Raw genomic sequence first — 23,061 nt, forward strand, 5'->3', positions numbered from 1 at the left:
TCGCCCGGGTGGAAAACGGGTATCCCCAGCGGTAGCCGAGGCGAGGAGGCCCCCATGCTCCCGGATCGAGAACGCCACGCCCTACGCGAAATCGAGGCGGAGCTGCGCGCGAGTGACCCCGCGTTCGCCGCCGCCTTCAGCGGCCGCGAATTACGCTCGCCCAAGCGCTGGAGCCTGCTGCTGGTGCTCTGCGACGTCACCGCGCTGGTGATGCTGTTCGTCGGGCTGTTCGCCCGCGACGCGGCGCTCGTGCTCTGGGGCACGGTGAGCGCGGGCGCGCTGGTGGCCTGGCACATCGCCCGCGCCGAATCGATCCGCGAGTCCACTGAGGACGGTGCAACGGCCGGCTCGTCCTGATCCCCCCGACGCGGTACGGCCGCCCCCGGAACTCGCGCCGGGGGCGGCCGTACCGCGTCGGAGCGTCACTCGGTCGTAGGACAGGGCTCAATCGTAGGACAGGGCCTCGACCAGCTCGCCGGCGCTCGGGTTCGACAGCGCCCGGGCCACGTCGGCCTGGGCGACGATCCCGACCAGGTCGTGCCCGTCGATCACCGGCAGCCGGCGGACGCGGTGCTCGGACATCGTGCGCAGGATCTCCTGGGCGTCGTCGTCCGCGCCGATCGTCACCACCTCGCCCCGGGCGAGCTCGCCGACGTGGACCGCCCGGGGGTCCTTGCCCTCGGCCAGGACCTTCACCACGATGTCGCGGTCGGTGATCATGCCCTTCAGCCGGTTGTCCTCGCCGCAGATCGGCAGGGCACCGACGCCCTTGCGCGCCATGATGACCGCGGCGTCGTGCACGGTGTCGGACTCCCGCGCGCAGGTCGCGTCCGACGTCATGATGTCGCGTGCGGTGGTCATCGTGAACTCCTTTCTCCGGTTGGTGGCGTCTCGGCTACCCGCCCGGGGCAGGTTTACCCGTGCCCCGGGCGGGGAATTTCCGGGCACATGCCGGATTCCCGCGGTGCCGAGCCGCCGGACACCACCGACCTCGACCGGTTGCGGTCGGCGGCGTCCGGCTGCCAGGGCTGCCACCTCCACCAGGACGCCACCCGGACCGTCTTCGGCGAGGGCTCGGCCGGGGCGAAGGTCTTCGTCGTCGGCGAGCAGCCGGGCGACAAGGAGGACCTCGCGGGCGAGCCGTTCGTGGGGCCCGCCGGGAAGCTCTTGGACCGCGCCTTCGAAGAAGCGGGCTTCGACCGGCGGTCGCTGTACGTCACCAACGCGGTCAAGCACTTCAAGTTCAAGCGCGACGAACGCGGGAAGCGCCGGATCCACCAGAAACCCGGCCGCACCGAGGTGGTCGCCTGCCGCCCGTGGCTGCTGGCGGAACTGCGCGCCGTGCGCCCGGAGCTGGTGCTGCTGCTGGGCGCGACGGCCGCGCAGTCGTTGCTGGGCCCGAAGTTCCGGCTGACCGCGCACCGGGGCGAACCGCTCGAACCGCCGGCGGAGCTGGCCGAGCTGGTGCCCTCGGCGATGGCGACGGTGCACCCGTCGGCCGTGCTGCGCGCGCCGGACCGGGACGACGCCTACGCCGGCTTCGTCGCCGATCTGCGGGCCGCGGCGAAGCTGCTCGGCTGAAGCCCGCTCAACTCAGCTGCTTCAGCGCCGCCTCGGCCGAACCCGCGTGCTCGTCCAGCTCGCGCCAGGGATCCTGCTTGCGGGCCAGCCGCTGCTTTTCCTTGCGCGGCCCCCAGCCGGCCGGCTCCGCCTTCCCCAGCTCGCGCCAGTCCAGCGGGGTCGCGGCGGCCGCACCCGGGCGGGCGCGCAGCGAGTACGGCGCCACGAACGTCTGCGCGTACCCGTTGCGGTTGGCGTCCAGGAAGATCCGGTCGCCGCGCTTGTCCTTGCGCTGGGCCGTGGTCAGCCGATCCGGGTCGTCGCCGGCGACCCGGTCGGCGAGGGCGCGCGACAGCTCCAGCACCACCTCCGTGTCCGACTTCGCGTCCAGCGGCGCGAGCACGTGGAAGCCGCGGCCGCCGGTGGCCTGGACGAACGCCGTCAAGCCCACCCGCTCGTAGTGGTCGCGGATGCGCCGGGCGACCGCCCGCAGCTCGGCGACCGGGGTGCCGTCCGGCGGATCGAGGTCGAGCACCAGCCGGTCCGGCCGCTCGGGGGCGTCTACGGTGGACAGCCAGACGTGGAACTCCACCGTTCCCTGGTTCGCCAGGTATTCGAGCGTCGCGGCGTCCTCGCAGACGACGTAGTCGTCCGTGCCGCCGTCGCGGCGGGGAACGCGCTCGACGCGGATCGAGTCCGGGAAGTGCTCCCCCGGGTGCTTCTGGAACCAGCCCGGCTTCCCGATGCCGTCGGGGAAGCGCCGCAGCGTCAGCGGGCGGCCGCGCAGGTGCGGCAGCATGACGTCCGCGACAGCGCGGTAGTACTCGACGACGTCGCCCTTGGTGAGCCCGTCTTCGGGGTAGAACACCTTGTCCGGGTGGGAAGTCTTCACGCGCGCTCCCGTACGACGTCCGCGGCCTTCTTGTCCTCGCGCAGCCCGGCGAACCGCGGGTGCCGCAGCCGCCCGTCGCGCGTCCACTCGGAGAAGCCGATCTGCGCCACCAGCTCCGGCCGCACCCAGTGCGCGCCGGGTTCCCGCACCGGTCCGGCGAACGGCGACCGGGCCGTCTCCCGCTCCCGCAGCCGCGCGTGCAGCGACGTCAGCAGCTGCTCGCCGAAGCCGGTGCCGACCTTGCCGGCGTACTTCAGCACGCCGTCTTCGTGGTAGCCGAGCAGGAGCGCGCCGAAGCCGTGGCGGGCGCCCTGGGGATCGGTGAAGCCGCCGATGACGAGCTCCTGGCCCTGCGCGCACTTGAACTTCAGCCAGTCGGGTGACCGGCCGTGGTGGTACGGCGCGTCCGCCCGCTTGGCGATGACGCCCTCCCAGCCGCGCCGGCACGCCTCCTCGAAGAACTTCTCCCCTTCGGCGTTGCGGTGCGACGACAGCCGGAGCGGGTCCGCGAAGCCGAACGCCTCCCGCAGCAACGCCTTCCGCCGCCGCAGCGGCAGCCCGGTCGTGTCCTGGTCGCCGAGGTACAGCAGGTCGAACAGGTAGTAGTAGACGCGCACGCCGGTCGCGCGGGCCCGATCCGGGTCGCTGACGTGGATCCGGGGCTGCAACGCGGCGAAGCTGGTTTGGGCGCCGTCGAACGCCACGATCTCGCCGTCCGCGACGAACCGCGGGCCGCCCTGGGCGGCGAGGGCCTCGACGATCTCCGGGTAGGCGGCGTCCATCACCTTGTGGTTGCGCGAGTACAGCGTCGGCGGGCCGGCGTCGCGCACGCAGATCGCGCGGACGCCGTCCAGCTTGCGCTCGAAGATCCAGTCCTCGTCGGAGAACCGGCGGCCGGTGAGCGTGGCCAGGGTCGGCTCGCGCCAGCCGGGGCCGGTCACGACGCCTTCAGGGCCTTCTCGAGTTCGGCGCGCGTCATCTTCGACCGGCCCTTCACGCCCTGCTCGCGGGCCAGCTTGTCGAGGTCCGCCTTCGGGAGCTCGGACAGGTCGGGCTTCTTCGCGGCCTTCTTCTTAGGCTGCTTGCCGCCGCTCTTGCGGCTCTTCACGCTGCGCGAGAGCGCCTCGAACAGGTCCACCACGTCGGCCGAGGGCGCCGGCTCCTCTTCGTGGGCGATCTCCTTGCCAGCCTCCTTGGCCTTGATCAGCTCTTCGACGCGCTTCGAGTACTCGTCGCGGTAGTCCTCGGGCTTCCACGGGGCGGTCATCTCGTCGACCAGCGCGAGCGCCATGTCGAGTTCCTTGGGCCGCGGTTTCGGCAGGGCCGGCAGCTTGCCCATGACGTCCTTGGGCTTGCGCAGGTCCGCGACGAAGTGCAGCGTGTTGAGCACCATGACGTCCTCGCCGGCGCGAACGGCGGCGAGGTACTCCTTGCCGCGCAGCACGAACTTCGCGACGCCGGCCTTCTCGCTGCGGTCCATCGCCCGCAGCAGCAGCCCGTACGCCTTGGCGAAGTCCTCTTTGGCGGGTTTGAGCCAGTAGGTCTTGTCGAAGAACCACGGGTCGATCTCGTCGAGCTCCACGAACTGCTCGATGTCGATCCGGCGCGACCGCTCGGGCGCGATCTCGTCTAGTTCGTCCGGTTCCACCAGCACGTGGTCGCCGCCGCCGACGTCGTAGCCCTTGACGATCTCGTCCTGGGTGACCTCGTCGCCGGTCCGCTCGTTGACGCGGCGGTTGCGGATCCGGTCCGACGTGCCGCGTTCGAACTGGTGGAAGTGGATCGTGTGGTCCGCCACCGCGGGGTACAGCTCCACCGGCACGGTGACCAGCCCCAGGCTCAGCGCGCCGCTCCACACCGGTCGTGCCATGTCGTCCTCCCCGGCCTTCAGGCGACGTCGCTGCTGCGCCGGCCGGCCCGGTGCAGCCCCAGCATGTCCAGCAGCCGCGCGCAGTCCTCGGGGTCCTTGGCCCGCGCCGCCACGGCCAGTGCCGCCTTGTGCCGCGTGCGCTCCAGCTCCGCCGAGTCCCCGCCGTCGACGAGGAGGTCCGCCACCGGCCGCAGGTCGTTCCGCTTGTCTCGCATGTTCGCTCCCCTCCGGCAATCCCGTTCGCGGGCGGGTTACCCAGGATCACCGCGCGCGACACAGCCGGCACCGAGAGAGCCACGGACAACCCGCTCCACTGCGCCGAACGAGTGAATTCAGCGGGCATCGGCCGGGAACACGGCAAGGTGGTGAGACTCACGTCACAGCAGGAGGCCGGATGGGCACCCAGATCCGCATCAGCCGGGAGGACGGCTCACTGCCCTGCGAGGTCTGCGGCTTCCCGACGATGCACGTGGCCCAGGTCGTCGCCGACGACGGCACGGTGCTGGGCCGCACGCTGGTCTGCACGACGTGCCAGCGCAGCAAGCACCGCCCGGAACCGGCGCCCGTCGAGTCCCAGGCGCCCCCGGACGAAGTCCCGGCCGGCTGAGCCACGGCCACTGGAACACCCCGGCCGGGAGACGGCCGGCTCACGCTTTCGTCGTCGCCACCGCCGCCACGAACTCCGCCGCCACCTCGTGGAGCTTCCGGTTGCCGTCCTGCGACCGCTTGACCAGGCGCTGGAAGGCTTCCTCCGCGGTGATCCGGTGCGCCGCCATCAGGATGCCCTTGGCCTGGTCGATCACCGCGCGGGTCTCCAGCGCGCGGTTGAGCTGGTCGACCAGTTCGCGGGCCGCGAAATACCGCCGCGCGCTGCGCAGGCCGATGACCACCGTCGCCGTGTACAGCTCGAGGATCTTGGTGCCCAGCTCGCTGAAGCCGTGCTCGCCGAACCCGAAGAGGTTCACCGCACCGGACATGTCCTCGTCCACCGTCAGCGGCGCGGCGAGGAAACTGGCCACGCCCAGCTGCTCGGCCGCCGTGACGAACTGCGGCCAGATGTCCCCGACCGCGCCGACGCCGACGCGCACCGGCTGGCCCGTCTCGGCGGCGCGCAGGCACGGCCCGTCCCCGATGCGGTACTGCTCGCGGTCGAAGTTCACCGCCCGCTGGTCGGTGCTGGCCACCGTCTCCGGCACCCCCTCGCGCACCAGGGTGATGCTGGCCATGTCGGCCCCCGGCACCACCTGCACGGCGTGGTCGCACACCGCTTGGAGCATCTGCCCGAGGTCGAGTTCGCTGTCCAGCATCGCGGTCAGCGACTCCATCGCGAGCGTGACTTCGTCCAGCCGCGCGGTCAGCTGCTCATGGCCGCCCGTCATCCTGGTGACGCCCCTCCTTCTTCCGACAGGGCGCTCTCAACCAGGGAGGACCCGGGCGCGCGCCACTAGTGGGCCGCTAGCGCTTTAACGGGTCCAGCGCGAGATTACTGCATCCCGCCGGGGCCGGGCACGAGCGGTCACCGCGGCGGCGTGCCGCACGCCCGTTCGGAGCAACGGCGGTTGCGAGCCGTGGGCACGGGGTTAGGCTCGGTGCCACGGTTCAACCAGCAGCCGCTCGAACCCCCAGGGCGCGGCGCTGCGGCCGCGCCGCACCAGGACGGCGGCGAACGGCATGAACCTTCCCCGGCCACGGCACCCCAACCTCCGGCTGCGCACGGCGTGGCCCGCCCCGCACGCGGTCCTCGTCACCGCGCGCGGTGACCTCGACAGCGCGACGGCGGCCGACCTGGCCTCGCTGCTCTCCGACCGCCTGTGGGCGACGCCGGAGCAGCTGGTCGTCGACTTGTCCGAAGTGGACTTCCTCGGCGTGGCCGGGGTCCGGGTGCTGCTGCACGCGGCCCTGCAGGCCGGCCACGGCGGCACCGAGCTGCTCGTGGTCACCGGGGCCAACGCGGGGGTGCGGCGGGCCCTGCGGGTGACCGGGGCGGACCGGAGCCTCGCGCTGGCCGAACGCCGGCCCGCCCCCGCACCGGCCTGACCGGCGTCGTGCCGTCAGCCGTGCGGCACTTATCCGCGCAGGGCCGGGAGCAGCTCCTTCTCGGCGAAGTCGAGGAAGTCCTCCTGCTGGTCACCGCCGATCTGCACCAGCGCCACGTCGGTGAAGCCCGCCTTCTCGAACTCCCGCACCGCCTCGGCGATCGGCTCGGCGTCCGGGCCGCACGGGATCGAGCCGGCGACGTCGTCCTCGCGGACGAACTGCGTCGCCCCGGCGAACCCGGCCGGCCCCGGCAGCTCGGCGTTGACCTTCCAGCCGCCGGCGAACCACCGGAACTGCTCGTGCGCGCGCTTCACGGCGGCGTCGCGGTCGGTGCCCCATGACACGGGCAGCTGCCCGATCTTGCGGCTCGGCGCCCCGCCCAGCTTCGTCGCGTCCCACTCCTGGGAGAGCTCCGCCTTCGGCTCGACGGCGATCATCGCGTCGGCGACCGGGGCGAACCGCCGGACCGACTGCGAGCCGGACACCGCTACGCCGATCGGCGTGCGCTTCTCCGGCAGGTCCCACAGCTTCGCCGAGTCGACGCGGAAGTGCTTGCCGTCGTAGTCGAAGTAGCCGCCGTCGAACAGGCCGCTGATGATCTGCACGGCCTCGGAGAGCATCTCGTGCCGGACGTTGGCCGGCGGCCAGCCGCGGCCGATGACGTGCTCGTTGAGGTTCTCCCCCGCACCGAGGCCGAGGGTGAACCGGCCGCCGGAGAGCGCCTGCACGGTCGCCGCCTTCTGCGCCACCACCGCCGGGTGGTAGCGCATGGTCGGGCAGGTCACGTAGGTCATCAGCTCGGCGCGCTCGGTCACCTGGGTGACCGCGCCCAGCACGGCCCAGGCGTAGGGCGCGTGGCCCTGTTCGTCCAGCCAGGGCGAGTAGTGGTCGCTCATGACCTCGAAGTCGAAGCCGGCCCGTTCCGCTCCGGCGGCGAACCGGACCAGGTCGTTCGGGCCGGCCTGCTCGGTCATCAAGGTGTAGCCGATCCGCATCGGCGCCTCCTCTCGCTCGGCTGCACGGGGGTTCCGGGTGGCGGAGCCCCCGGCCCGGGGCGGAGCCCCGGTTGTCACAGCTCTCCGCGTACCCGGGGGCCGCGGCGGGTAACCACCCCGACCGGGACGTTTACCCCGTGATCAACCGGGTACCCACCGCGCGAGACGAAGGGAGCGGGTATGCCTCAGTCGTGGAGCGGAAAGCGCGAACGCCAGTACGAGCACGTCAAGGACTCGGCCGAGGACCGCGGTGCGAGCACTAAACGGGCCAAGGAGATCGCGGCCCGCACGGTGAACAAGAACCGCGCCCAGGCGGGTGAGTCCCGGCAGGCGAGCAAGACGTCGCTGAAGGACAAGTCGCCGCAGCAGCGCGGTGGCGAACGGTCCGGCAACCGCAAGGGCCCGGGCGGCCCGACGAAGGACCAGCTCTACAACGAAGCGAAGAAGAAGAACATCGACGGGCGCTCGAAGATGACCAAGAAGGAACTCGAACGGGCGCTGGGCCGGTGACGAAACCCGAAATCCCTGATCACGAAGTGTCAGCATTACACCGGATGGGTAGTACCTCCCGCATGGAAGAAACTCGAAGCGACAGCTCGTTCGGCGGCAAGCCGACCGTCGACGAGCTGCTCGACGAACTCGTCGAGCTGCGGCTCCCCGCCATGGCGGAGCAGATCCCCCTGGTCCGGATGCTCACGCACGGCGTGGTCTCGCGCGCGGACTTCGGGCTGGACGCCATCGCCGACGCCAAGATGGCCGTCGACGAGGCGTGCGCGCAGCTCGTCCAGCTGGCCGAACTGGGCTCGCAGCTGCAGTGCCGCTTCCGGCTCGCCCCCGACGGCTTGCACGTCATCGTTTCGACCCGGTCGAGTGACCCGCGACCCCCGAGCGATCGCACGTTCGGGTGGCACGTCTTGACGACCCTGAGCAAGTCGGTGACCGCGCACTGCGACGCGCTTCCCGGTGGGGGTGCGGGCATCGTCACGATCGAGCTGGTGCTCAACCCGGGAACGAGCGCGTGAGCAGCGAGCGGAAAACCCTCCTCCACCGCCCGGACGAATATGCCCACTGCGAACCGCTGTTCAAGGAACTGGACGGCCTCGAAGCCGACGACCCGCGCCGGGAGGGCATCCGGAGCAAGCTCGTCACCGAGCTGCTCCCGCTGGCCGAGCACATCGCGACCCGGTTCTCCGGCCGCGGGGAGCCGCGGGAGGACCTGGTCCAGGTGGCGCGGATCGGCCTGATCAACGCCGTCGACCGGTTCGACCCCGCCCGGGGGCACGACTTCCTGTCCTTCGCGGTGCCGACGATCATGGGCGAGGTCCGCCGGCACTTCCGCGACACCGGCTGGTCCGTCCGCGTCCCCCGGCGGCTCAAGGAGCTGCACCTTTCACTGAGCCAGGGCTCGGCGGTGCTCTCCCAGCGCCTGGGCCGCGCCCCCACGCCGACCGAGCTGGCGGAGCACCTGAACCTCGACATCGACGAGGTCCGCGAAGGTCTGCTCGCGGGCAACGCCTACCAGGCGCTCTCGGTCGACAAGCCGGTGCACGACGACGCCGAGGCGTTGTCGCTGGCGGACACCATGGGGGAACCGGACCACGAGATGGCCATGGTCGAGAACCACGAGGCCCTCCAGCCCCTGCTGCAGGAACTGCCGAAGCGCGAGCGCGCGATCCTGGTGATGCGGTTCTTCGGCGGGCTCACGCAGACCCAGATCGCCGACCGCGTCGGGATCTCCCAGATGCACGTCTCCCGGCTGCTGTCGCAGACCTTGGAGCAGTTGCGCGGGAAGCTGACCGGCGAAGGCTAGCCGGCCCGGCCCCGAGGACGAACCGCCGGGGCCCGCGGCCTCGACCGCCACCTCCTGGCCCATCCGGATCGAGGGCGGCACTGCCCAGGCGAGGTGCGCCGGCCGGCCGGAGTGAGCCGGGCCGGCGCCCGAGACCGGCGAAGAACCGCGCCACGCGGGCTGCCGAGGCCGTCCCGCCCCGGCTGCCCGCGAGCGCAGCTCCCGGAAGTTGGTGCGGGGGCGGGCTCAGGCCAGCCAGCCGGGACGCCCGCCCTTCCGCAGCCGCCGCCACTCCCGCGCGAACGTCTCGCGCAGCTGCGCCGCCCGCGCCGCGTCCTGGGCGTGGAGCAGCCCGAAGGTGAAGGTGTTCTGCCCCTCGCCGTGGCCGGCGATGGCGAGGTGGTGCAGGACGTCCCGGCCGACCACGGTGTCCTGGTGCTCGCCCAGCGTGCTCTGGACGGCCTTGACGTTCTTGCGCCACTCCCGCAGCTTCTTCCCGTACACCGGCTTCACGGTGTCGGCCGCGTAGCGGGCCCGCTTGGCCTTCTTGCGGACGTCGTGCAGGGCTGTCTCCAGCTCGTCGCCCGTCAGGCCGCGGGCTGCCGCTCGGGCGCGGCTGAGCTTCTTCGCGGCCTTTCGCAGCGGCTTGCGCAGACCGGCCTTCGCGGGCTTGCGTGCCTTCGCGGTCAGCGGCGGCTCGTCCAGCAGGGCGTCCAGTTCGCGCAGCAGCTGCAGGTAGCGCTTGCCGGTCAGCACGGCCAGCGCGCGAGTCCGCCCTTCCTCGGCCTCCCGGGCGAAATGGCGGGTGAGGAACTGGCGCAGCGGTCCGAACACGAGCTCCGAAGGCACTTCGCCGAGCTGTTCGCGCAGCCGCTCCTCGGTGACCTCGGTGTCCCTGGCCGGCGACAACTGGCGGCCGAGCCACTGCAGCTCGGCCACGAGGGGCGCCGTCCGCTTCTCGTCGATGAGAGAGCCGAAGGTGCGGAACGTGCTTCGCAGCTTCCGGATCGCGACGCGCATCTGGTGCACCGAATCCTCGGCGTCGAGCCGCACCCCGACGTCCGCACGGCGCAACCGGCCGTAGTGCTCGCGCACGGCCGCCAGCACGACGTCGCCGGCGGACGGCTTCTTGCCGGGCCGACGCGGCGCCGAGACGCGGTCACCGACGAGGCGGCGCAGTTTCGACGGCCACGGCGCCACCGAGGCACCGGCCTCGGTCAGCGCGCGGTCGAACTCCCCGAGCAGCGCCGGTTCGGCCGCGGGGTCCAGCTCGAGTTCCAGTTCGCGCCATTCGTCGAGCCTTGCGGTCGCGCCGCCGGCTTCCCCGGTCACGTGGTCGTCGGTGAGGGTCGCGATGGTGCGGCCGCCCGGGCCGGCGAGCCGGTGGGCGAAGCGGTCGGTGCGCAGGTGCGCGATCGGCACCAGCTTCTCCCCCAGCGTGTACGCCCGCACCAGGCGCCGCAGCCGGCCGGGCACCTTGTGCGGGTCGCCGCCCAGCGGCAGCTGCAGCTCCTGCCGCTCGTCGGCCGACACCGGGAGCTTGAGGTGCCAGCCGGCGTCGGGGCCGCCGACGCGCCGCCGCAGCGTGATGCCGCCGCGGGCCAGCCGGAACGTCTCGGTGTCGTAGTAAGACGCGTCCAGGACGTGCTCGACGGGGTCGTCCTGCGTTTCGACACCTCCGACGCCGACCAGGCGGGGCACCCCGCTGCCGGCGACGATCTCGTACTTGCGTTCGCGCTCGGTCACGCGCGACGGCGCTGCCATGGTTCGTCCTCCTCGGGGGCCGGTTTCCCGGTGAATACCCGGGAGGCGCCCGGCCGACACGGGATTCGGCGCCGGAGCAGCGGGTATCCCATGCTGCGAACCCGAGCCCGGACCAGGAGAGTGCATGAACGGCAAGCAGTCCGCAACCGACCTGACGACCGTCCTCGCCGGCGACCACCGCGAGCTCGACCGGCTCTGCACCGAGCTCGAGCTCGGCCAGGGCAGTCCGGAGAACCGCAAGGACCTCGCCGATCACCTGATCGCGGAGCTGGTCCGGCACGCCGTCGCCGAAGAGCCCTACCTCGACGGCGACGGCGACCTCGCCGAAGCGGACCGCCTGATGCGGGAGCTCGAAGGCGCCGGGCCGCAGGAGACGCGGTTCGAACGCCTGCTGGGCGGGCTGATCCGCGCCGTCCGGCGGCACGTCCGCGAGGAGGGGCCCGCGGCCGTGCGCGAGATCCGGCGCACCTGCTCCGCCGACCGGCAGGCCGAACTGGGCCGCGAAGTTCTCGAGACCCGGGAAGCCGCGCCGCGGCTCCCGCATCCCGACCTCGCCGACCGGATGCCCCAGGCCGACCAGCTGTGGCCGGGGCTGGGCTTCGTCGACCGGGCCCGTGCCGCCCTGCGCGCCCCGGCATCGGGTTGAATGGGCAGCCTGTACCTCGATCCGGAAGACAGTGAGGACCCATGAGCGTCGGCGAAGAGGAGTGGGCCCGGGAACGGGCCTGGTTCGGGCGGGACGGTGAACCGGAGCCGGGGCCGCTGGCCCGGCAGTTCGCCGACCTCACGCGGACCCTGCTCGACGTGACGCCGACCGTCGCCGGCGTGCTCAAGCTCGTCGTCGGGGCGGCGATCGCGCTCATCCCGGACGCCCACCTGGTCAGCGTCACCCTGCGGGACACCGACGGGACGTTCCACACCCCCGTCGAGACGGACCCGGTCACCGAGCGGCTCGACCAGGTGCAGTACGACCACGGCGAGGGCCCGTGCGTGGAGTCGGCCCGCCCGGACGGCCCGGCCATCGGCTGGTCGCGGAACCTGGGCAGCGACCCCCGCTGGCCGGCGTTCGGCCCGGCCGCCGCCCGGCACGGCTACCACTCGGTGCTGGCCACCGCCCTGCTCCCGGACGCCCGCCCGCCCCGGCTGTCGGGCGCGCTCAACATCTATTCGCGGACGCCGGGCGCGTTCGACACCGCGGCGATCGACACCGCGCTGCTGCTGGCGACGCACGCTTCCCTCGCGCTGGCCCACACCGAAGCCGTGGCTTCGGCCGAGCTGGAGTCGGCGCACCTGCGCCGGGCCCTGGACAGCCGCGATGTCATCGGCCAGGCGAAGGGCATCCTGATGCAGCGCCGCGGCATCACCGCCGACGAGGCCTTCGACGTGCTGCGCCGCGCGTCGCAGGACCTCAACGTCAAGCTCGCCGATCTGGCGACGGCGCTCGCCTCGCGGCACACCGAAGTGGATCTGCCGGCCTCCGAAGCGTGACACACAGCGAGGGCGGCACCTTCCCGGGAAGGTGCCGCCCTCGCTGTGGTGCCGCCGTTACTGGGCGGAGTACGGGGACCGGTTCTCCAGCGTCGGGCTGGCGGCCGGGTACCGGCCGTCCTGGCCCGGCACCGGGGTGACCGTCGTGCCCTGCTGCTCCATGTCCGCCCGCGGCCGGGGGCCGCGCTGGACGACCGCCTCGACCTCCTGCTCACCGCGGATGCGGGCCAGGACGCCGAGGGTGATCGCGTGGGCCAGCGCGAGGATCAGCAGCAGCACGCCGATCCGCCCCACCACGCCGGGCAGGTCGCTGCCGCCCATCTCGATGGTCGAGATCAGCGCCAGCACCCCCAGCGTCGCGAGGTGGAACAGCACCGTGACCAGGCGGGTCATCGAAGCGCCGGCCGCCGGGTCGCCGTAGGAGTTCTCCAGGTAGCGGCGGCCGCTGCGGTAGATGATCTGCCCGTCTATCAGGACCAGCGCAACGCCGATCGCGAGGAACGACAGGTACGCGTTCGTGGTCATGCCGGACGCTCCTTCCTGGGGGACCTTGCGGGAGGAATACCCGGCAGGTCGCGCAGGGAAACGCCCCCGTCACGCGGTGAAGGTGTCCGGGTCCGGCCCGGTGCGGCGGCCTTCGTCCAGCCGGCCGATTTCCGCCATGTCCTCGTCGTCGAGTGCGAAGCCGAACACGTCGATGTTCCGGCGCATCCGGCCGGGTGACGCCGACTTGGGGAAGACGATGTTCCCGAGCTGGACGTGCCAGCGCAGCACGACCTGCGCCGGCGTCCGCCCGTGCTTCTCCGCCAGGCCGCGGAGCACCGGGTCGTCGAGCACGCCGGCCTGCGCCAGCGGGCTCCACGCCTGGGTGGCGATGCCGTGCGCCCGGTGGTACTCGCGCAGCTCCGCCTGCTGCAGTGCCGGGTGCAGCTCGATCTGGTTGACCGCGGGCACCAGGGACGTCTCCTCGATCAGGCGGTCGAGGTGGGCGGGCTGGAAGTTCGACACGCCGACGGCGCGGGCCTTGCCCGCCCGGAGGATGTCTTCGAAGCCCTGCCACGTCCGGACGAACGTGTCCTTGGCCGGCAACGGCCAGTGGATCAGGTAGAGGTCGACGTAGTCGAAGCCGAGCCGGCGCAGGCTGCCTTCGAGCGCGGTGATCGCGTTGTCGTGCCCGTGCGCGTCGTTCGCCAGCTTCGTCGTGACGAACACGTCCTCGCGCGCCACCCCGGACTCCGCGATCCCGGCGGCGACACCGGCCTCGTTGCGGTAGGCCTGCGCGGTGTCGATGTGGCGGTACCCCGTTTCCAGGGCCGTCCGCACGGCTTGGGCCGTTTCCTCGGGCGGGATCCGGAAAACGCCGAACCCGACCTGCGGGATCCGCACGCCGTTGTTCAATTCCAAGGTGGGAACGCCGGCTGTGGTGGTCGTCATGAGTCCGGCCTACCCGGCGGTCCCCGGACGTGAAACGCGGCGGGGCGGATGATCCCGCCCCGCCGCGACAACTCACCCCGAACGGGTGACTCGCGGGTCTTACTGCCCCGGGCGGTCCACGTCACCGCGCCAGCCGCCGGTCTCCCGGCCGCGCTGCTCGATGAACTCCTTGAACCGCTTCAGATCGCCCTTCACGCGGCGGCCGAGCACGCCGAGCTTGTCGGCGACGTTCTCGGCGAAGCCCTCCGGGTCGATGTCCATCTGCGCGGTCACCCGGGTGTGCGAGTCGTCCAGCCGGTGGAAGGTGATGACGCCGGCGTGGTCCGGCCCGGAGTCCGAGGTCCAGGCGACCCGCTCGTCGGGGTGCTGCTCGGTGATCGTCGCGTCGAATTCGCGCGTCACGCCACCGAACCGCGTCACCCAGTGGGTGTGGGTGGCGTCGACCTGGCGGATTTCCTCGACGCCCTCCATGAACTGCGGGAATTCCTCGAACTGCGTCCACTGGTTGTACGCGGTCGAAACGGGGACTTCCACGTCCACGATTTCGGTGATCGTGCTCATGCACTCCTCCTCCTCGTCGATGGTGGGTACAAATCGGCTACCCGGTGCACCGGAGGTCAAACGCGGCGCGATTGACGCACGGCCGAGCCGGGTATACGGCGACCAGGCAAGGAGGTGTTCGGTGATCGAAGAGGTGAACAAGAAGCCGGCTTCCGACCGCTCGGTCGGCGAACTGGTGACGGACCTGACCGACGAGGTCAAGCGGCTCGTCCGGGACGAGATGCGGCTCGCGGCCTTCGAGCTGCAGCGCAAGGGCAAGAAGATGGGCCTCGGCGCCGGGTTGTTCGGCGCGGCGGGCCTGTTCGCGTTCCTCGGCGCCGGCACGCTGGTCGCGGCGGCCGTGCTGGCGCTCGCGCTGGTCGTGCCCGGCTGGCTGGCGGCGGTGATCGTCGCGGTCGCGCTGTTCGTCGTGGCCGGGATCGCGGCGCTGGTCGGGAAGAAGGAAGTGGCGCAAGGGGTGCCGCCGGTGCCCGAGGAAGCGATCAGCGGCGTCCGCGAAGACGTGGACACCGTGAAGCAGGGAGTGCGGACATGAGCGGGGACTTCCCGAAGAACGCCGAAGAGGCGCGCCTCGACCGGGACGCCACCCGGGAGGAGCTCACCGAAACCCTGGAGGCGCTCGGCCAGAAGCTCGACGTCAAGGCCAGGGTCAAGGAAAACGTCGACGAGAAGCTCGACCAGGCGACCGCGAAGGTCGCCGACGTCACGAACGAGCCGACCGCGGTCAAGTTCCGCCAGGGCGCCGACGCCGTCCGCGCCAACCCGCTGCCGGTCTTCGCCGGCGTGCTGGGCCTGCTGATCCTGATCCGCCTGATCCTGCGCCGGAGGAACTCGTGAACAAAGCGCTCTACAAGCCGCTGAGCTGGGTGGTGGGTGCCCTGGGCGGCATCCTCGCCGGCCAGGTGTTCAAGCAGGTCTGGAGCCGCGTGGCCGGGGAGGACGACGCCCCCGACGCCACCGACCGCGACTACACCTGGCGTCAGGTGGTCATCGCGGCGGCGGTGCAGGGGGCGATCTTCGGTGCCGTCAAGGCCGCCACCGAACGAGCCGGCGCCGTCGGTTACCGCAAGGCGACCGGCGACTGGCCCGGAGACGACTGAACAGCAAGCGTTGTCGAAGACCTGAAGTACACAGTGGACGGCGGGAGGCGTGTCCGGCGAGCGGTCACGCCTCCCGGCCGGGCTCGAGGGCCAAGCCGGCGAGCGCGGCACCGACGCGGGGGTGGATCTTCAGCAGCAGGTCGGCGCCGGTGGCTTCGAGCGAACGGGTGACCGCGTGGCCGCCGAGCACGAGGGCGAGTTCGGTGCGGGCGTTCGCCTGCAGGAGCGCGCGGACCCCGGCGCAGCTCAGGAAGGCGACCCGGGTCAGGTCGACGACCAGCCGCTCGCCGGTGACGAGGGCTTCGTCGAGGATGCCGACCGTGGCGGCGTCGATGTCGCCGACCAGGGTGAGGACGGTGATCCCACCCGGTCGTTCGGTTGTGGTGACGGTCAGGCCGGACGGTTCGTAGAGCGTGCGGAAACAGTCGTACATGGCGCTCCCTATTTCAAGCGGTGCAGGGGCGCTGACCGGAGCACGTGTCTGAACAACAGCCAACCCCCTGACCGTACGCCCCTGGGCGGTGAGGTCAACCCCGCGGGTTTCCCGGCTCCGACCTCGGGTAATCCGTTCGGGACGGATATCCGCCCCGGAAGGAGCTCCATGCGTGTCGTGATCGTCGGCGGCGGTTTCGCCGGTTACCACGCGGCGAAGAGCCTGCGGAAGGAAGCCGGCGAAGACGTCGAAGTGGTCGTCCTGAATCCCACGGATTATTTCCTCTACCTGCCGTTGCTGCCCGAAGTGGCGGCCGGGATCCTCGACCCGCGGCGCGTCGCGGTGTCGATCCCCGAGACGCTGCGCGGAGTCCGGCTGGTGCTCGGGGTGGCCACCGGTGTCGACTTCGATGCCCGCCACGTCACCTACACCGATCCCGAAGACAACGAACACCGGATCGGGTACGACCGGCTGGTGCTGGCCGCGGGCAGCGTCAACAAGCTGTTGCCGATCCCGGGCGTCCCCGAGTACGCGCACGGCTTCCGCGGTGTGCCGGAAGCGCTGTACCTGCGCGACCACATCACCCGGCAGATCGAACTGGCCGCCGCGGCCGACGACCCGGCCGAACGCGACGCGCGCTGCACGTTCGTGGTGGTCGGGGCCGGCTACACCGGCACCGAGGTCGCCGCGCAGGGTCCCGCGTTCACCGCGGCGCTCGCCAAGCGCCACCCCGAACTGGCCGGGCAGCGGATCCGCTGGCTGCTGCTCGACGTCGCCGAGCGGGTGCTGCCCGAGCTCGCCGGGCGGCTCGGCCGGACCGCCGACCAGGTGCTGCGCTCGCGCGGGGTCGAGGTGCTCATGAAGACCTCGGTCGAGCACGCCGACGCCAAGGGCGTCACGCTGACCAACGGCGACGCCGTGCCGGCCCGCACCCTCGTGTGGTGCGTCGGCGTGCGGCCGGACCCGCTGGTGGCCGGCCTCGGGCTCGAGACCGCGAAGGGCCGGCTGGTGGTCAGCGAGCAGCTGACCGTGCCGGGCCGCGACGACGTGTTCGCCTGCGGCGACGCGGCCGCGGTGCCCGACCTCACGCGTCCCGGCCAGTACACCGCGATGACCGCGCAGCACGCCGAGCGCCAAGGCCGGCTCGCCGGACGCAACGTGGCGGCGTCGCTCGGGTACGGCCGGCGGGGTACCTACCGGCACCACGACCTCGGCTTCGTCGTCGACCTCGGGGCCGGCGCCGCCGCGGCGAACCCCTTGCACATCCCGCTGTCCGGGCGCCCGGCGAAGGCCGTGACGCGCGCCTACCACCTGATGGCGATGCCGGGCAACCGCGTGCGCACGGCCGTCGACTGGGTCCTGGAGGCGCTGACCGGCCGCCAGACCGTCCAATTGGGACTCGTCCGCTCCGGGGCCGTGCCGCTCGACACGGACAGCCCGGAACTCCCCCGCCGCTGAACTCCCTTTCGGTGAAAGGAACGCCCATGCCCGCCGAACCCGAACCCGTCCGCTCCGAAGGCCCCGCCGTGGTGACCGCCGGGGACCCGTCGGGGCCCAAGGTGATCGTCCTCGACCCGGCGGGCGCCGCGAAGCACGACGAGCTGCCCGCGACCTGGCGGCCGCTGGCGGAACAGCGCGCCGTGTTCTGGTGCCGGATGCCCGCCGGCGGCGCGCTGACCGAAGCCGACGACCTGCTCGGCGACGCCGGCCCGCACGATCCCGAGATCGCCGTCGTGGCGAGCGGCCCGTTCGCGGCGGAGGCGCTGCAGCTGGTCGAGCGGCACCCGGGTGCGGCGACGCACCTGCTGCTGGTCGACCCGGCCTCGGACGCGTTCCTCGCCTCCGACGACGCCCTCCAGGCCAATGACGCCTGGCTGGCCGAACACGACGACGTGGTCGCCAAGCTGCTCGAGACGGGCACGGAGGTGCGGGTGGTCGCGTCGAGCGCGGTGAGCCCGGAAGACCGCGTGCCGCCGCCGCTGCCGCTCGGCCACCCCGCCGTCGTCTCGGCGGTGCGCAGGGCGCTCGGCGAGAACTAGCCCGCGGAAGCGAGCGCGACGAAGGCCCGCACCACCGGGGACGCCGAGCCGGCCCGCCAGGCCAGGCCCAGGTCGATCCTCGGGGGCGGGTCTTCGAGGCGCCGCAGCACCACCCCGCGGCGCCGCAGCGCCCGGGCCCGGTGTTCCGGGACCGCCGCGACGCCCGCCCCTTCGGCGACCGCGCGCATGAGCTGCTCGTCCTCCGGTTCTTCGCGGACGATCGGCGGCAGCCCGCCGGGCCAGACCTGGCCGCTGATCGCGTCGTACTGGCCGGGGCCGTTCTCCCGCGGCCAGAACACCACCGGCTCGGCGGCGATCGCGGCGCGCCGGACCCGGCCGCGGCGGTGGGCGAGCGGGTGCCCGGACGGCAGCGCGAGCAGGACCTCCTCGGAGCCGACCACGGCGACCTCGATGCCCGGCACGGTGACCGGCGGCCGCACGAAGCCGACGTCGATTTCGCCCGCCGCCAGCCGGGCCAGGTTCAGCTTGGTCCAGCCGGTTTCCAGGGCGAGTTCGACGGCCGGGTGCCGCTCGCGGTACAACGCGACCAGGTCGCCGGCCAGCGGGCCGGGCGCCGAACGCGTGTAGGCGATCCGCAGCCGCCCGGCGTCACCGCGGCCGGCCGCGGTGATCGCGCCCCGGGCGCGGTCCAGCCGATCGAGCAGGTCGCGGGCCTCGGCGGCGGCCACCCGGCCGGCGTCGGTCAACGCGAAGCGCGGGCCCGTGCGGTCGAGCAGCGCGACTCCCAGGTCCGCCTCGAAGGCGCGGATCTGCTGGCTCAGCGACGGCTGGGACACGAACAGCCGGGCGGCCGCCTTCGTGAAGTGCATTTCTTCGGCGAGCACGGCGAAGTAGTGCCATCGGCGCAGGTCCACCCAGCGATTATAAGGTGCTCCTATGATTTGATCGGGACGAAGTCTTGGACGGCCCGCCCCGCCCGCTGCTGTCCTGGATCCCGTGACCACGACCAGCGCGCCCCTGACCCGCACCGACCGCAAGCTGCTCGCCCTGGCCGCCGCGGCGGACCGGCGGCTCGCCGCCCCGATGGCCGGGTTCGTCGACCTGGCCGCCGTCCGGGAAGCCGCCGAAGACCTGACGAAGGCGTTCGCGCCGCTCGGGCGGGTCCAGCACACGGTCGCCGCCAAGGCGTGCGGCCTGGCGCCCCTCCTGCGGTTCCTCGGCGACCTCGGGATCGACGCCGAGGTCGCGAGCCCGGGCGAGACGGCGGTCGCGGAGGCCGCGGGCCTGCGCGGCCCGCGGCTGGTGCTCGACTCCCCCGCCAAGACGACCGCCGAGCTCGCCCACGCACTGGCCGAGGGCACGGCGGTCAACGCCGACAACTTCCAGGAGCTCGCCCGGCTCGACCGGCTGGTCGGCGCGACACCGCCGCGGTCGGTGCTGGGCCTGCGGATCAACCCGCAGGTCGGGGCCGGCCGGATCGGCGACACGAGCACCGCCACGGCGGCGTCGAAGTTCGGCATTCCGTTGCGGGACCCCGGAAACCGGGGATTGCTGCTGGAGTCCTTCGCGCACCGGCCGTGGCTGACCCGGCTGCACGTCCACGTCGGCTCGCAGGGCTGCCCGCCGGAGCTGATGGCCGACGGCGTCGCGGCGGTGCACGAACTCGCCGAGGAGATCAACGCCGAGGCCGGGTACCGGCAGGTCACCAGCCTCGACCTCGGCGGCGGCCTGCCGGTGGACTTCACCTCCGAGGAGCCGGGTCCGACGTACGCGGGGTACGTCGCGACGCTGCTGGCCCGGGTCCCGGCCCTGGCCGACGGGCGCTACGCGTTCGTCACCGAGTTCGGCCGGTCCCTGCTGGCGAAGAGCGGCTTTCTCGTGAGCACGGTGGAGTACACGAAGGTCGCCGGCGGACGGCACATCGCCGTGACGCACGTGGGTGCGCAGGTGGCGGCGCGCACGGTGCTCCAGCCGGAGCACTGGCCGCTGCGGATCGGCGCGTTCGGCCCGGCCGGCACGCCGAAGACCGGACCCGAAGTACCGCAGGACATCGCCGGGCCCCTGTGCTTCGCCGGGGACCTCCTCGCCCGCGAGCGGCCGCTGCCGCTGCTCGAACCGGGCGACCTCGTCGTCGCCCACGACACCGGCGCGTACTACTTCGGCGCGCACTACGCGTACAACACGCTGCCGCGCCCGGCGGTGTACGGGTTCACCGTGTCGCCCCGCGGTGACGTCCGGTTCACGCCGCTGCGCCGCGCGCAGACCCTCGCCGAGCTGGTCGCCGACGCCGGCGGCGAATTCCTCGGAGTGGTCCCGGCGGCCTGATCCCCGGCGTACGATCCTCCGCACGCCGAGGGGAGACTGCCATGGGGGCCGGTCGGGACTTGCCGCGGTTCGCCGCGCTGCCAGTCGGGATTGTCGTCGCCGTCCAGGCCGTCGTGCTGACGGCATTGTCCGGGCGCTACGGCTTCCACCGCGACGAGCTGTACTTCGTCGCCGCGGGCCGCCGGCCGGACTGGGGGTACGTCGACAACCCGCCGATCACCCCGTGGCTCGCCCGGGCGTCGACGGCGTTGTTCGGCGAGACACCCACGGGCCTGCGGGTGATCGCGACCCTGCTCGGGATGGCGACGGTGGTGGTCGTCGCGCTGATCGCCCGCGAGTTCGGCGGCGGCCGCGGTGTCCAGCTGTTCACCGCGATCGCGACGGCGCTGTCGTCCTACGTCCTGGTCGTGTCGCACATGCTGGCGACCAACTCCGCGGACGTGCTGCTGTGGTCGCTGATCGCGTTCTTCGGCCTGCGGTTGCTGCGCACCGGCGACGGCCGGTGGTGGCTCGCCGCCGGTGCCGCCGCGGGTCTCGGCCTGGCGAACAAGTGGCTCGTCCTGCTCCTGCTGTCCGGGCTCGGCATCGGCGTCGCCATCGCCGGGCCGCGCCGGGTGCTGCGCACCTGGTGGCTCGCCGCCGGCGTCGGGATCGCCGCCGTCCTGGCGGCTCCGGTGGTGCTCTGGCAGGCGTCGCACGGCTGGCCGATGCTCACCGTCGCCGGCGGCATCAGCGAGGACGACGGCACCGAGAACCGCCTCCTGTTCGTGCCGATGCAGCTGCTCCTACTTTCGCCACTGCTGGTGCCGGTGTGGATCGCCGGGCTCGTGCGGCCGTGGCGTGACCCCGCCCTGCGCTGGGCCCGCCCGCTGGCCATCGCCTACCCGGTGGTCTGCGCCGAGCTCCTGGTGCTCGGCGGGAAGCCGTACTACTCGGTGCCGTTGCTGCTGCCGCTGGTCGCGCTGGGCGCGGAACCGGCGCTGCGGTGGCTGGGCCGGGGCGGGACGCTCCGGCGGGTGCTCACCGGCGCGGCCGCCGCGGTGTGCGTGGCCGTGTCCGTCCTCGTCGGACTCCCGGTCGTGCCGGCGTCGGCGCTGAACGGCCCACTGCTGGCGATGAACAAGGAGCCGGGCGAGCAGGTCGGCTGGCCGGACTTCGCCGGCAGCGTCGCGGGTGCGTGGCGGCGGATCCCGGACGCCGAGCGCGACACCGCGGTGATCCTCGCCGGCAACTACGGCGAAGCCGGCGCGATCGAGCGCTACGGACCCGAATTCGGGCTACCCCAGCCGTATTCGGCGCACATGTCGTACGCGGACTGGGGGCCGCCGCCGGACCGGCTGGTCGGCCCGGTGCTGCTCGTCGGGCGGGTACCGCCCGGCTCGCCCGCGTCCCGGCTGATCACCGGGTGCCGCGCGGTCGCCAAGCACCACAACGCCGAAGGCGTCGACAACGACGAGGAAGGTGTCGTGCTTTCGCTGTGCACGCTGACGCGGCCGTGGTCGCAGGCTTGGCCCCAGCTGCGGCACTACTACTGAGCGGTTCGTCCGGTTCGCGCTACCCTCGGGCGCATGGTGGCGAGGCGCACGGCGGTGGCCGTGGTGGGGGCGGGCCCGGCCGGACTCACGGTGGCGAACCTCCTGCGGCGCGCGGGGATCGGCTGCGTGCTGCTGGAGGCCCAGAGCCGGGCGTTCATCGAACAGCGGCCACGGGCCGGGTTCATCGAGGAGTGGGCGGTCCGCGGGCTCGAACAGCGGGGCCTCGGCGAGCAGCTCGTCGCGAAGGCGCCGCGGCACGAGGAGTTCGAGTTCCGGTTCGCCGGGCAGCGGCACGTCTTCCGCTACGGCGACGTCACCGGGCAGCGGCATTTCGTGTACCCGCAACAGCTTCTGGTGACCGATCTGGTCGCGCGGTACACCGGCTCCGGCGGTGACGCGGTCTTCGAGGTCTCGGACGTGGAGCTCCACGACCTGACTTCGGACTCCCCCGCCGTCACGTTCCGGGCCGGCGGCGGCGAGCACCGGATCGACTGCGACTTCGTGGCGGGCTGCGACGGCGCCCGCGGCGTCAGCCAGGGCTACCTGCCGGCGGAATCGACGGTGAAGGCCCACCACGACTACGGAATCGGCTGGCTGGCGCTGCTCGCGGAGGCTCCGCCGTCGGCCGACGGCGTGCTGTTCGGCATCCACCCGCGCGGGTTCGCCGCGCACATGGCACGCACGCCGGCGGTGACGCGGTTCTACCTGCAGACCGCACCGGGTGAGACAGAGGCGGACTGGCCCGACGAGCGTGTGTGGCGGGAACTGCACGCGCGGCTGGCGGTGCCCGGCGGCGAGATCATCGAGGGAAAGCTGTTCGAGAAGCGGATCCTCGACATGCACAACTCCGTCGTCGAGCCGATGTCGCACGGCCGGCTGCACCTCGCGGGCGAGGCGGCGCACCTGGTCGCCCCGATCGCGGCGAAGGGCATGAACCTCGCCCTGCACGACGCGTTCCTGCTCACCGACGCGTTCGAGGCGTACTACGCGGGCGATCCGGCGCCGCTGGCCGGCTACTCCGCCGCGTGCCTGCCGCTGGTGTGGCAGTACCAGGAGTTTTCGCTGTGGCTGTCCGACATCTTCCACCACACCGCGGCCGCGGGCGAGAACCCGTTCGCGGCGCGCATCGCGGAAGCCCGGATGCGCCGCCTGCTCGGTTCGCCCGCGGCCGCGGCGGCGTTCGCGGAGCTCTACATCGGCAAGAACGCGGACTTCTGAGGCGCGCTGACGCTGTCAAGAAGAACAAGACTGCACTTTCCGCGAGATCCCGGGCACGCT

The 23,061-nt window shown here is 72.5% G+C and carries 30 protein-coding genes; 17 read left to right on the forward strand and 13 right to left on the reverse strand.

Going from position 1 to position 23,061, the window contains the following annotated elements; translation table 11 throughout:
* Window positions 1–54 precede the first annotated feature (54 nt).
* Window positions 55–357: a DUF3040 domain-containing protein gene (locus AB0M30_RS38265; RefSeq protein WP_364594619.1), complete on the forward strand. Its 303-nt coding sequence runs from the start codon at window positions 55–57 to the stop codon at window positions 355–357.
* A gap of 87 nt (window positions 358–444) precedes the next feature.
* On the opposite strand, the gene AB0M30_RS38270 is transcribed toward AB0M30_RS38265, so the two are convergent.
* Window positions 445–861: a CBS domain-containing protein gene (locus AB0M30_RS38270; protein ID WP_364594622.1), complete on the reverse strand. Its 417-nt coding sequence runs from the start codon at window positions 859–861 to the stop codon at window positions 445–447.
* A gap of 87 nt (window positions 862–948) precedes the next feature.
* Here AB0M30_RS38270 and AB0M30_RS38275 point away from each other — a divergent pair, with 87 nt between their 5' ends.
* Window positions 949–1,581 carry a UdgX family uracil-DNA binding protein gene (locus AB0M30_RS38275; RefSeq protein WP_364594625.1) on the forward strand — a complete coding sequence of 211 codons (633 nt, stop codon included), beginning with the start codon at window positions 949–951 and terminating at the stop codon, window positions 1,579–1,581.
* Window positions 1,582–1,588: 7 nt separating this feature from the next.
* Here AB0M30_RS38275 and ligD (AB0M30_RS38280) read toward each other — a convergent pair whose 3' ends face one another.
* Genes ligD (AB0M30_RS38280) through AB0M30_RS38295 form a run of 4 tightly spaced genes read right to left on the reverse strand, consistent with a single transcriptional unit; the run spans window position 1,589 to window position 4,537 of the window.
* Window positions 1,589–2,452: a non-homologous end-joining DNA ligase gene (gene ligD / locus AB0M30_RS38280; protein WP_364594628.1), complete on the reverse strand. Its 864-nt coding sequence runs from the start codon at window positions 2,450–2,452 to the stop codon at window positions 1,589–1,591.
* On the reverse strand, window positions 2,449–3,393 hold the full coding sequence (ligD, locus tag AB0M30_RS38285) for a non-homologous end-joining DNA ligase (protein WP_364594631.1): 945 nt from the start codon (window positions 3,391–3,393) through the stop codon (window positions 2,449–2,451). The genes ligD (AB0M30_RS38280) and ligD (AB0M30_RS38285) overlap by 4 nt, the downstream gene beginning before the upstream one ends.
* The gene (locus AB0M30_RS38290; protein WP_364594634.1) at window positions 3,390–4,322 is read right to left on the reverse strand and encodes a Ku protein; all 933 of its coding nucleotides are present in this window, start codon (window positions 4,320–4,322) and stop codon (window positions 3,390–3,392) included. Before AB0M30_RS38290 ends, ligD (AB0M30_RS38285) begins: the two co-directional genes overlap by 4 nt.
* A gap of 17 nt (window positions 4,323–4,339) precedes the next feature.
* A complete protein-coding gene (locus tag AB0M30_RS38295; RefSeq protein WP_364594637.1) occupies window positions 4,340–4,537 on the reverse strand; it encodes a hypothetical protein in 198 nt (65 codons plus the stop codon).
* Between the two features lie 179 nt (window positions 4,538–4,716).
* Here AB0M30_RS38295 and AB0M30_RS38300 point away from each other — a divergent pair, with 179 nt between their 5' ends.
* The gene (locus AB0M30_RS38300) at window positions 4,717–4,929 is read left to right on the forward strand and encodes a hypothetical protein (protein WP_103343933.1); all 213 of its coding nucleotides are present in this window, start codon (window positions 4,717–4,719) and stop codon (window positions 4,927–4,929) included.
* 40 nt (window positions 4,930–4,969) lie between these two features.
* Here the strand turns inward: AB0M30_RS38300 and AB0M30_RS38305 are convergent, their stop codons facing one another.
* Window positions 4,970–5,701 carry a GAF and ANTAR domain-containing protein gene (locus tag AB0M30_RS38305; RefSeq protein ID WP_364594639.1) on the reverse strand — a complete coding sequence of 244 codons (732 nt, stop codon included), beginning with the start codon at window positions 5,699–5,701 and terminating at the stop codon, window positions 4,970–4,972.
* Between the two features lie 292 nt (window positions 5,702–5,993).
* Between AB0M30_RS38305 and AB0M30_RS38310 the strand changes: the two genes are divergently transcribed.
* Window positions 5,994–6,359, forward strand: a complete 366-nt coding sequence (locus tag AB0M30_RS38310; RefSeq protein ID WP_364594641.1) for an STAS domain-containing protein — start codon at window positions 5,994–5,996, stop codon at window positions 6,357–6,359.
* A 29-nt stretch (window positions 6,360–6,388) separates the two neighbouring features.
* Here AB0M30_RS38310 and AB0M30_RS38315 read toward each other — a convergent pair whose 3' ends face one another.
* Entirely contained in the window at window positions 6,389–7,354 is a 966-nt protein-coding gene (locus AB0M30_RS38315) for a TIGR03557 family F420-dependent LLM class oxidoreductase (RefSeq protein WP_364594643.1), read from the reverse strand.
* 180 nt (window positions 7,355–7,534) lie between these two features.
* Between AB0M30_RS38315 and AB0M30_RS38320 the strand changes: the two genes are divergently transcribed.
* From AB0M30_RS38320 to AB0M30_RS38330, 3 genes are all read left to right on the forward strand, one after another.
* Window positions 7,535–7,864 carry a plasmid stabilization protein gene (locus AB0M30_RS38320; RefSeq protein ID WP_364594646.1) on the forward strand — a complete coding sequence of 110 codons (330 nt, stop codon included), beginning with the start codon at window positions 7,535–7,537 and terminating at the stop codon, window positions 7,862–7,864.
* A 62-nt stretch (window positions 7,865–7,926) separates the two neighbouring features.
* A complete protein-coding gene (locus tag AB0M30_RS38325; protein WP_103343929.1) occupies window positions 7,927–8,376 on the forward strand; it encodes an ATP-binding protein in 450 nt (149 codons plus the stop codon).
* The gene (locus AB0M30_RS38330) at window positions 8,373–9,164 is read left to right on the forward strand and encodes a SigB/SigF/SigG family RNA polymerase sigma factor (RefSeq protein WP_360181009.1); all 792 of its coding nucleotides are present in this window, start codon (window positions 8,373–8,375) and stop codon (window positions 9,162–9,164) included. Before AB0M30_RS38325 ends, AB0M30_RS38330 begins: the two co-directional genes overlap by 4 nt.
* 225 nt (window positions 9,165–9,389) lie before the next feature.
* On the opposite strand, the gene AB0M30_RS38335 is transcribed toward AB0M30_RS38330, so the two are convergent.
* A complete protein-coding gene (locus tag AB0M30_RS38335) occupies window positions 9,390–10,907 on the reverse strand; it encodes a CYTH and CHAD domain-containing protein (protein ID WP_364594650.1) in 1,518 nt (505 codons plus the stop codon).
* A gap of 124 nt (window positions 10,908–11,031) precedes the next feature.
* Here AB0M30_RS38335 and AB0M30_RS38340 point away from each other — a divergent pair, with 124 nt between their 5' ends.
* Window positions 11,032–11,553 (forward strand): hemerythrin domain-containing protein, encoded by a 522-nt coding sequence (locus AB0M30_RS38340; RefSeq protein WP_364594653.1) that lies wholly within the window; start codon window positions 11,032–11,034, stop codon window positions 11,551–11,553.
* 41 nt (window positions 11,554–11,594) lie between these two features.
* Complete coding sequence (locus AB0M30_RS38345) at window positions 11,595–12,395, forward strand: GAF and ANTAR domain-containing protein (RefSeq protein WP_364594656.1); 801 nt, start codon at window positions 11,595–11,597, stop codon at window positions 12,393–12,395.
* A 57-nt stretch (window positions 12,396–12,452) separates the two neighbouring features.
* On the opposite strand, the gene AB0M30_RS38350 is transcribed toward AB0M30_RS38345, so the two are convergent.
* From AB0M30_RS38350 to AB0M30_RS38360, 3 genes are all read right to left on the reverse strand, one after another.
* Window positions 12,453–12,920, reverse strand: coding sequence for a hypothetical protein (locus AB0M30_RS38350; protein ID WP_364594659.1), 468 nt, complete (start codon window positions 12,918–12,920; stop codon window positions 12,453–12,455).
* A gap of 69 nt (window positions 12,921–12,989) precedes the next feature.
* The gene (locus AB0M30_RS38355; protein ID WP_364594662.1) at window positions 12,990–13,829 is read right to left on the reverse strand and encodes an aldo/keto reductase; all 840 of its coding nucleotides are present in this window, start codon (window positions 13,827–13,829) and stop codon (window positions 12,990–12,992) included.
* 99 nt (window positions 13,830–13,928) lie between these two features.
* Window positions 13,929–14,390 carry an SRPBCC family protein gene (locus AB0M30_RS38360; RefSeq protein ID WP_364594665.1) on the reverse strand — a complete coding sequence of 154 codons (462 nt, stop codon included), beginning with the start codon at window positions 14,388–14,390 and terminating at the stop codon, window positions 13,929–13,931.
* A 121-nt stretch (window positions 14,391–14,511) separates the two neighbouring features.
* On the opposite strand from AB0M30_RS38360, the gene AB0M30_RS38365 reads away from it, so the two are divergent.
* The 3 genes from AB0M30_RS38365 to AB0M30_RS38375 are packed head-to-tail and all read left to right on the forward strand — an operon-like array spanning window position 14,512 to window position 15,490.
* Window positions 14,512–14,925, forward strand: coding sequence for a phage holin family protein (locus tag AB0M30_RS38365; RefSeq protein ID WP_360180995.1), 414 nt, complete (start codon window positions 14,512–14,514; stop codon window positions 14,923–14,925).
* Complete coding sequence (locus tag AB0M30_RS38370; RefSeq protein ID WP_013227044.1) at window positions 14,922–15,227, forward strand: DUF3618 domain-containing protein; 306 nt, start codon at window positions 14,922–14,924, stop codon at window positions 15,225–15,227. Before AB0M30_RS38365 ends, AB0M30_RS38370 begins: the two co-directional genes overlap by 4 nt.
* Window positions 15,224–15,490, forward strand: a complete 267-nt coding sequence (locus AB0M30_RS38375) for a DUF4235 domain-containing protein (protein WP_086853791.1) — start codon at window positions 15,224–15,226, stop codon at window positions 15,488–15,490. Before AB0M30_RS38370 ends, AB0M30_RS38375 begins: the two co-directional genes overlap by 4 nt.
* Before the next feature lie 64 nt (window positions 15,491–15,554).
* Here AB0M30_RS38375 and AB0M30_RS38380 read toward each other — a convergent pair whose 3' ends face one another.
* The gene (locus AB0M30_RS38380; protein ID WP_364594668.1) at window positions 15,555–15,923 is read right to left on the reverse strand and encodes an STAS domain-containing protein; all 369 of its coding nucleotides are present in this window, start codon (window positions 15,921–15,923) and stop codon (window positions 15,555–15,557) included.
* Between the two features lie 168 nt (window positions 15,924–16,091).
* Between AB0M30_RS38380 and AB0M30_RS38385 the strand changes: the two genes are divergently transcribed.
* Together AB0M30_RS38385 and AB0M30_RS38390 are read left to right on the forward strand one after the other, a co-directional pair.
* Window positions 16,092–17,381 carry an NAD(P)/FAD-dependent oxidoreductase gene (locus tag AB0M30_RS38385; protein ID WP_364594671.1) on the forward strand — a complete coding sequence of 430 codons (1,290 nt, stop codon included), beginning with the start codon at window positions 16,092–16,094 and terminating at the stop codon, window positions 17,379–17,381.
* 26 nt (window positions 17,382–17,407) lie between these two features.
* On the forward strand, window positions 17,408–17,962 hold the full coding sequence (locus AB0M30_RS38390; protein ID WP_364594674.1) for a hypothetical protein: 555 nt from the start codon (window positions 17,408–17,410) through the stop codon (window positions 17,960–17,962).
* Here AB0M30_RS38390 and AB0M30_RS38395 read toward each other — a convergent pair.
* Entirely contained in the window at window positions 17,959–18,837 is an 879-nt protein-coding gene (locus tag AB0M30_RS38395; RefSeq protein ID WP_364594677.1) for a LysR substrate-binding domain-containing protein, read from the reverse strand. The genes AB0M30_RS38390 and AB0M30_RS38395 overlap by 4 nt on opposite strands.
* Before the next feature lie 82 nt (window positions 18,838–18,919).
* Here AB0M30_RS38395 and AB0M30_RS38400 point away from each other — a divergent pair, with 82 nt between their 5' ends.
* From AB0M30_RS38400 to AB0M30_RS38410, 3 genes are read left to right on the forward strand one after another with little or no spacing between them, the layout of a single operon-like run.
* Window positions 18,920–20,248, forward strand: a complete 1,329-nt coding sequence (locus AB0M30_RS38400; RefSeq protein ID WP_364594680.1) for a diaminopimelate decarboxylase — start codon at window positions 18,920–18,922, stop codon at window positions 20,246–20,248.
* A 41-nt stretch (window positions 20,249–20,289) separates the two neighbouring features.
* Window positions 20,290–21,783: a glycosyltransferase family 39 protein gene (locus tag AB0M30_RS38405; protein ID WP_364594683.1), complete on the forward strand. Its 1,494-nt coding sequence runs from the start codon at window positions 20,290–20,292 to the stop codon at window positions 21,781–21,783.
* 33 nt (window positions 21,784–21,816) lie between these two features.
* Complete coding sequence (locus AB0M30_RS38410) at window positions 21,817–23,001, forward strand: 4-hydroxybenzoate 3-monooxygenase (protein ID WP_364594686.1); 1,185 nt, start codon at window positions 21,817–21,819, stop codon at window positions 22,999–23,001.
* Window positions 23,002–23,061: the final 60 nt, after the last annotated feature.

This window comes from Amycolatopsis sp. NPDC051716, assembly GCF_040681595.1.
Taxonomy (GTDB): domain Bacteria; phylum Actinomycetota; class Actinomycetes; order Mycobacteriales; family Pseudonocardiaceae; genus Amycolatopsis.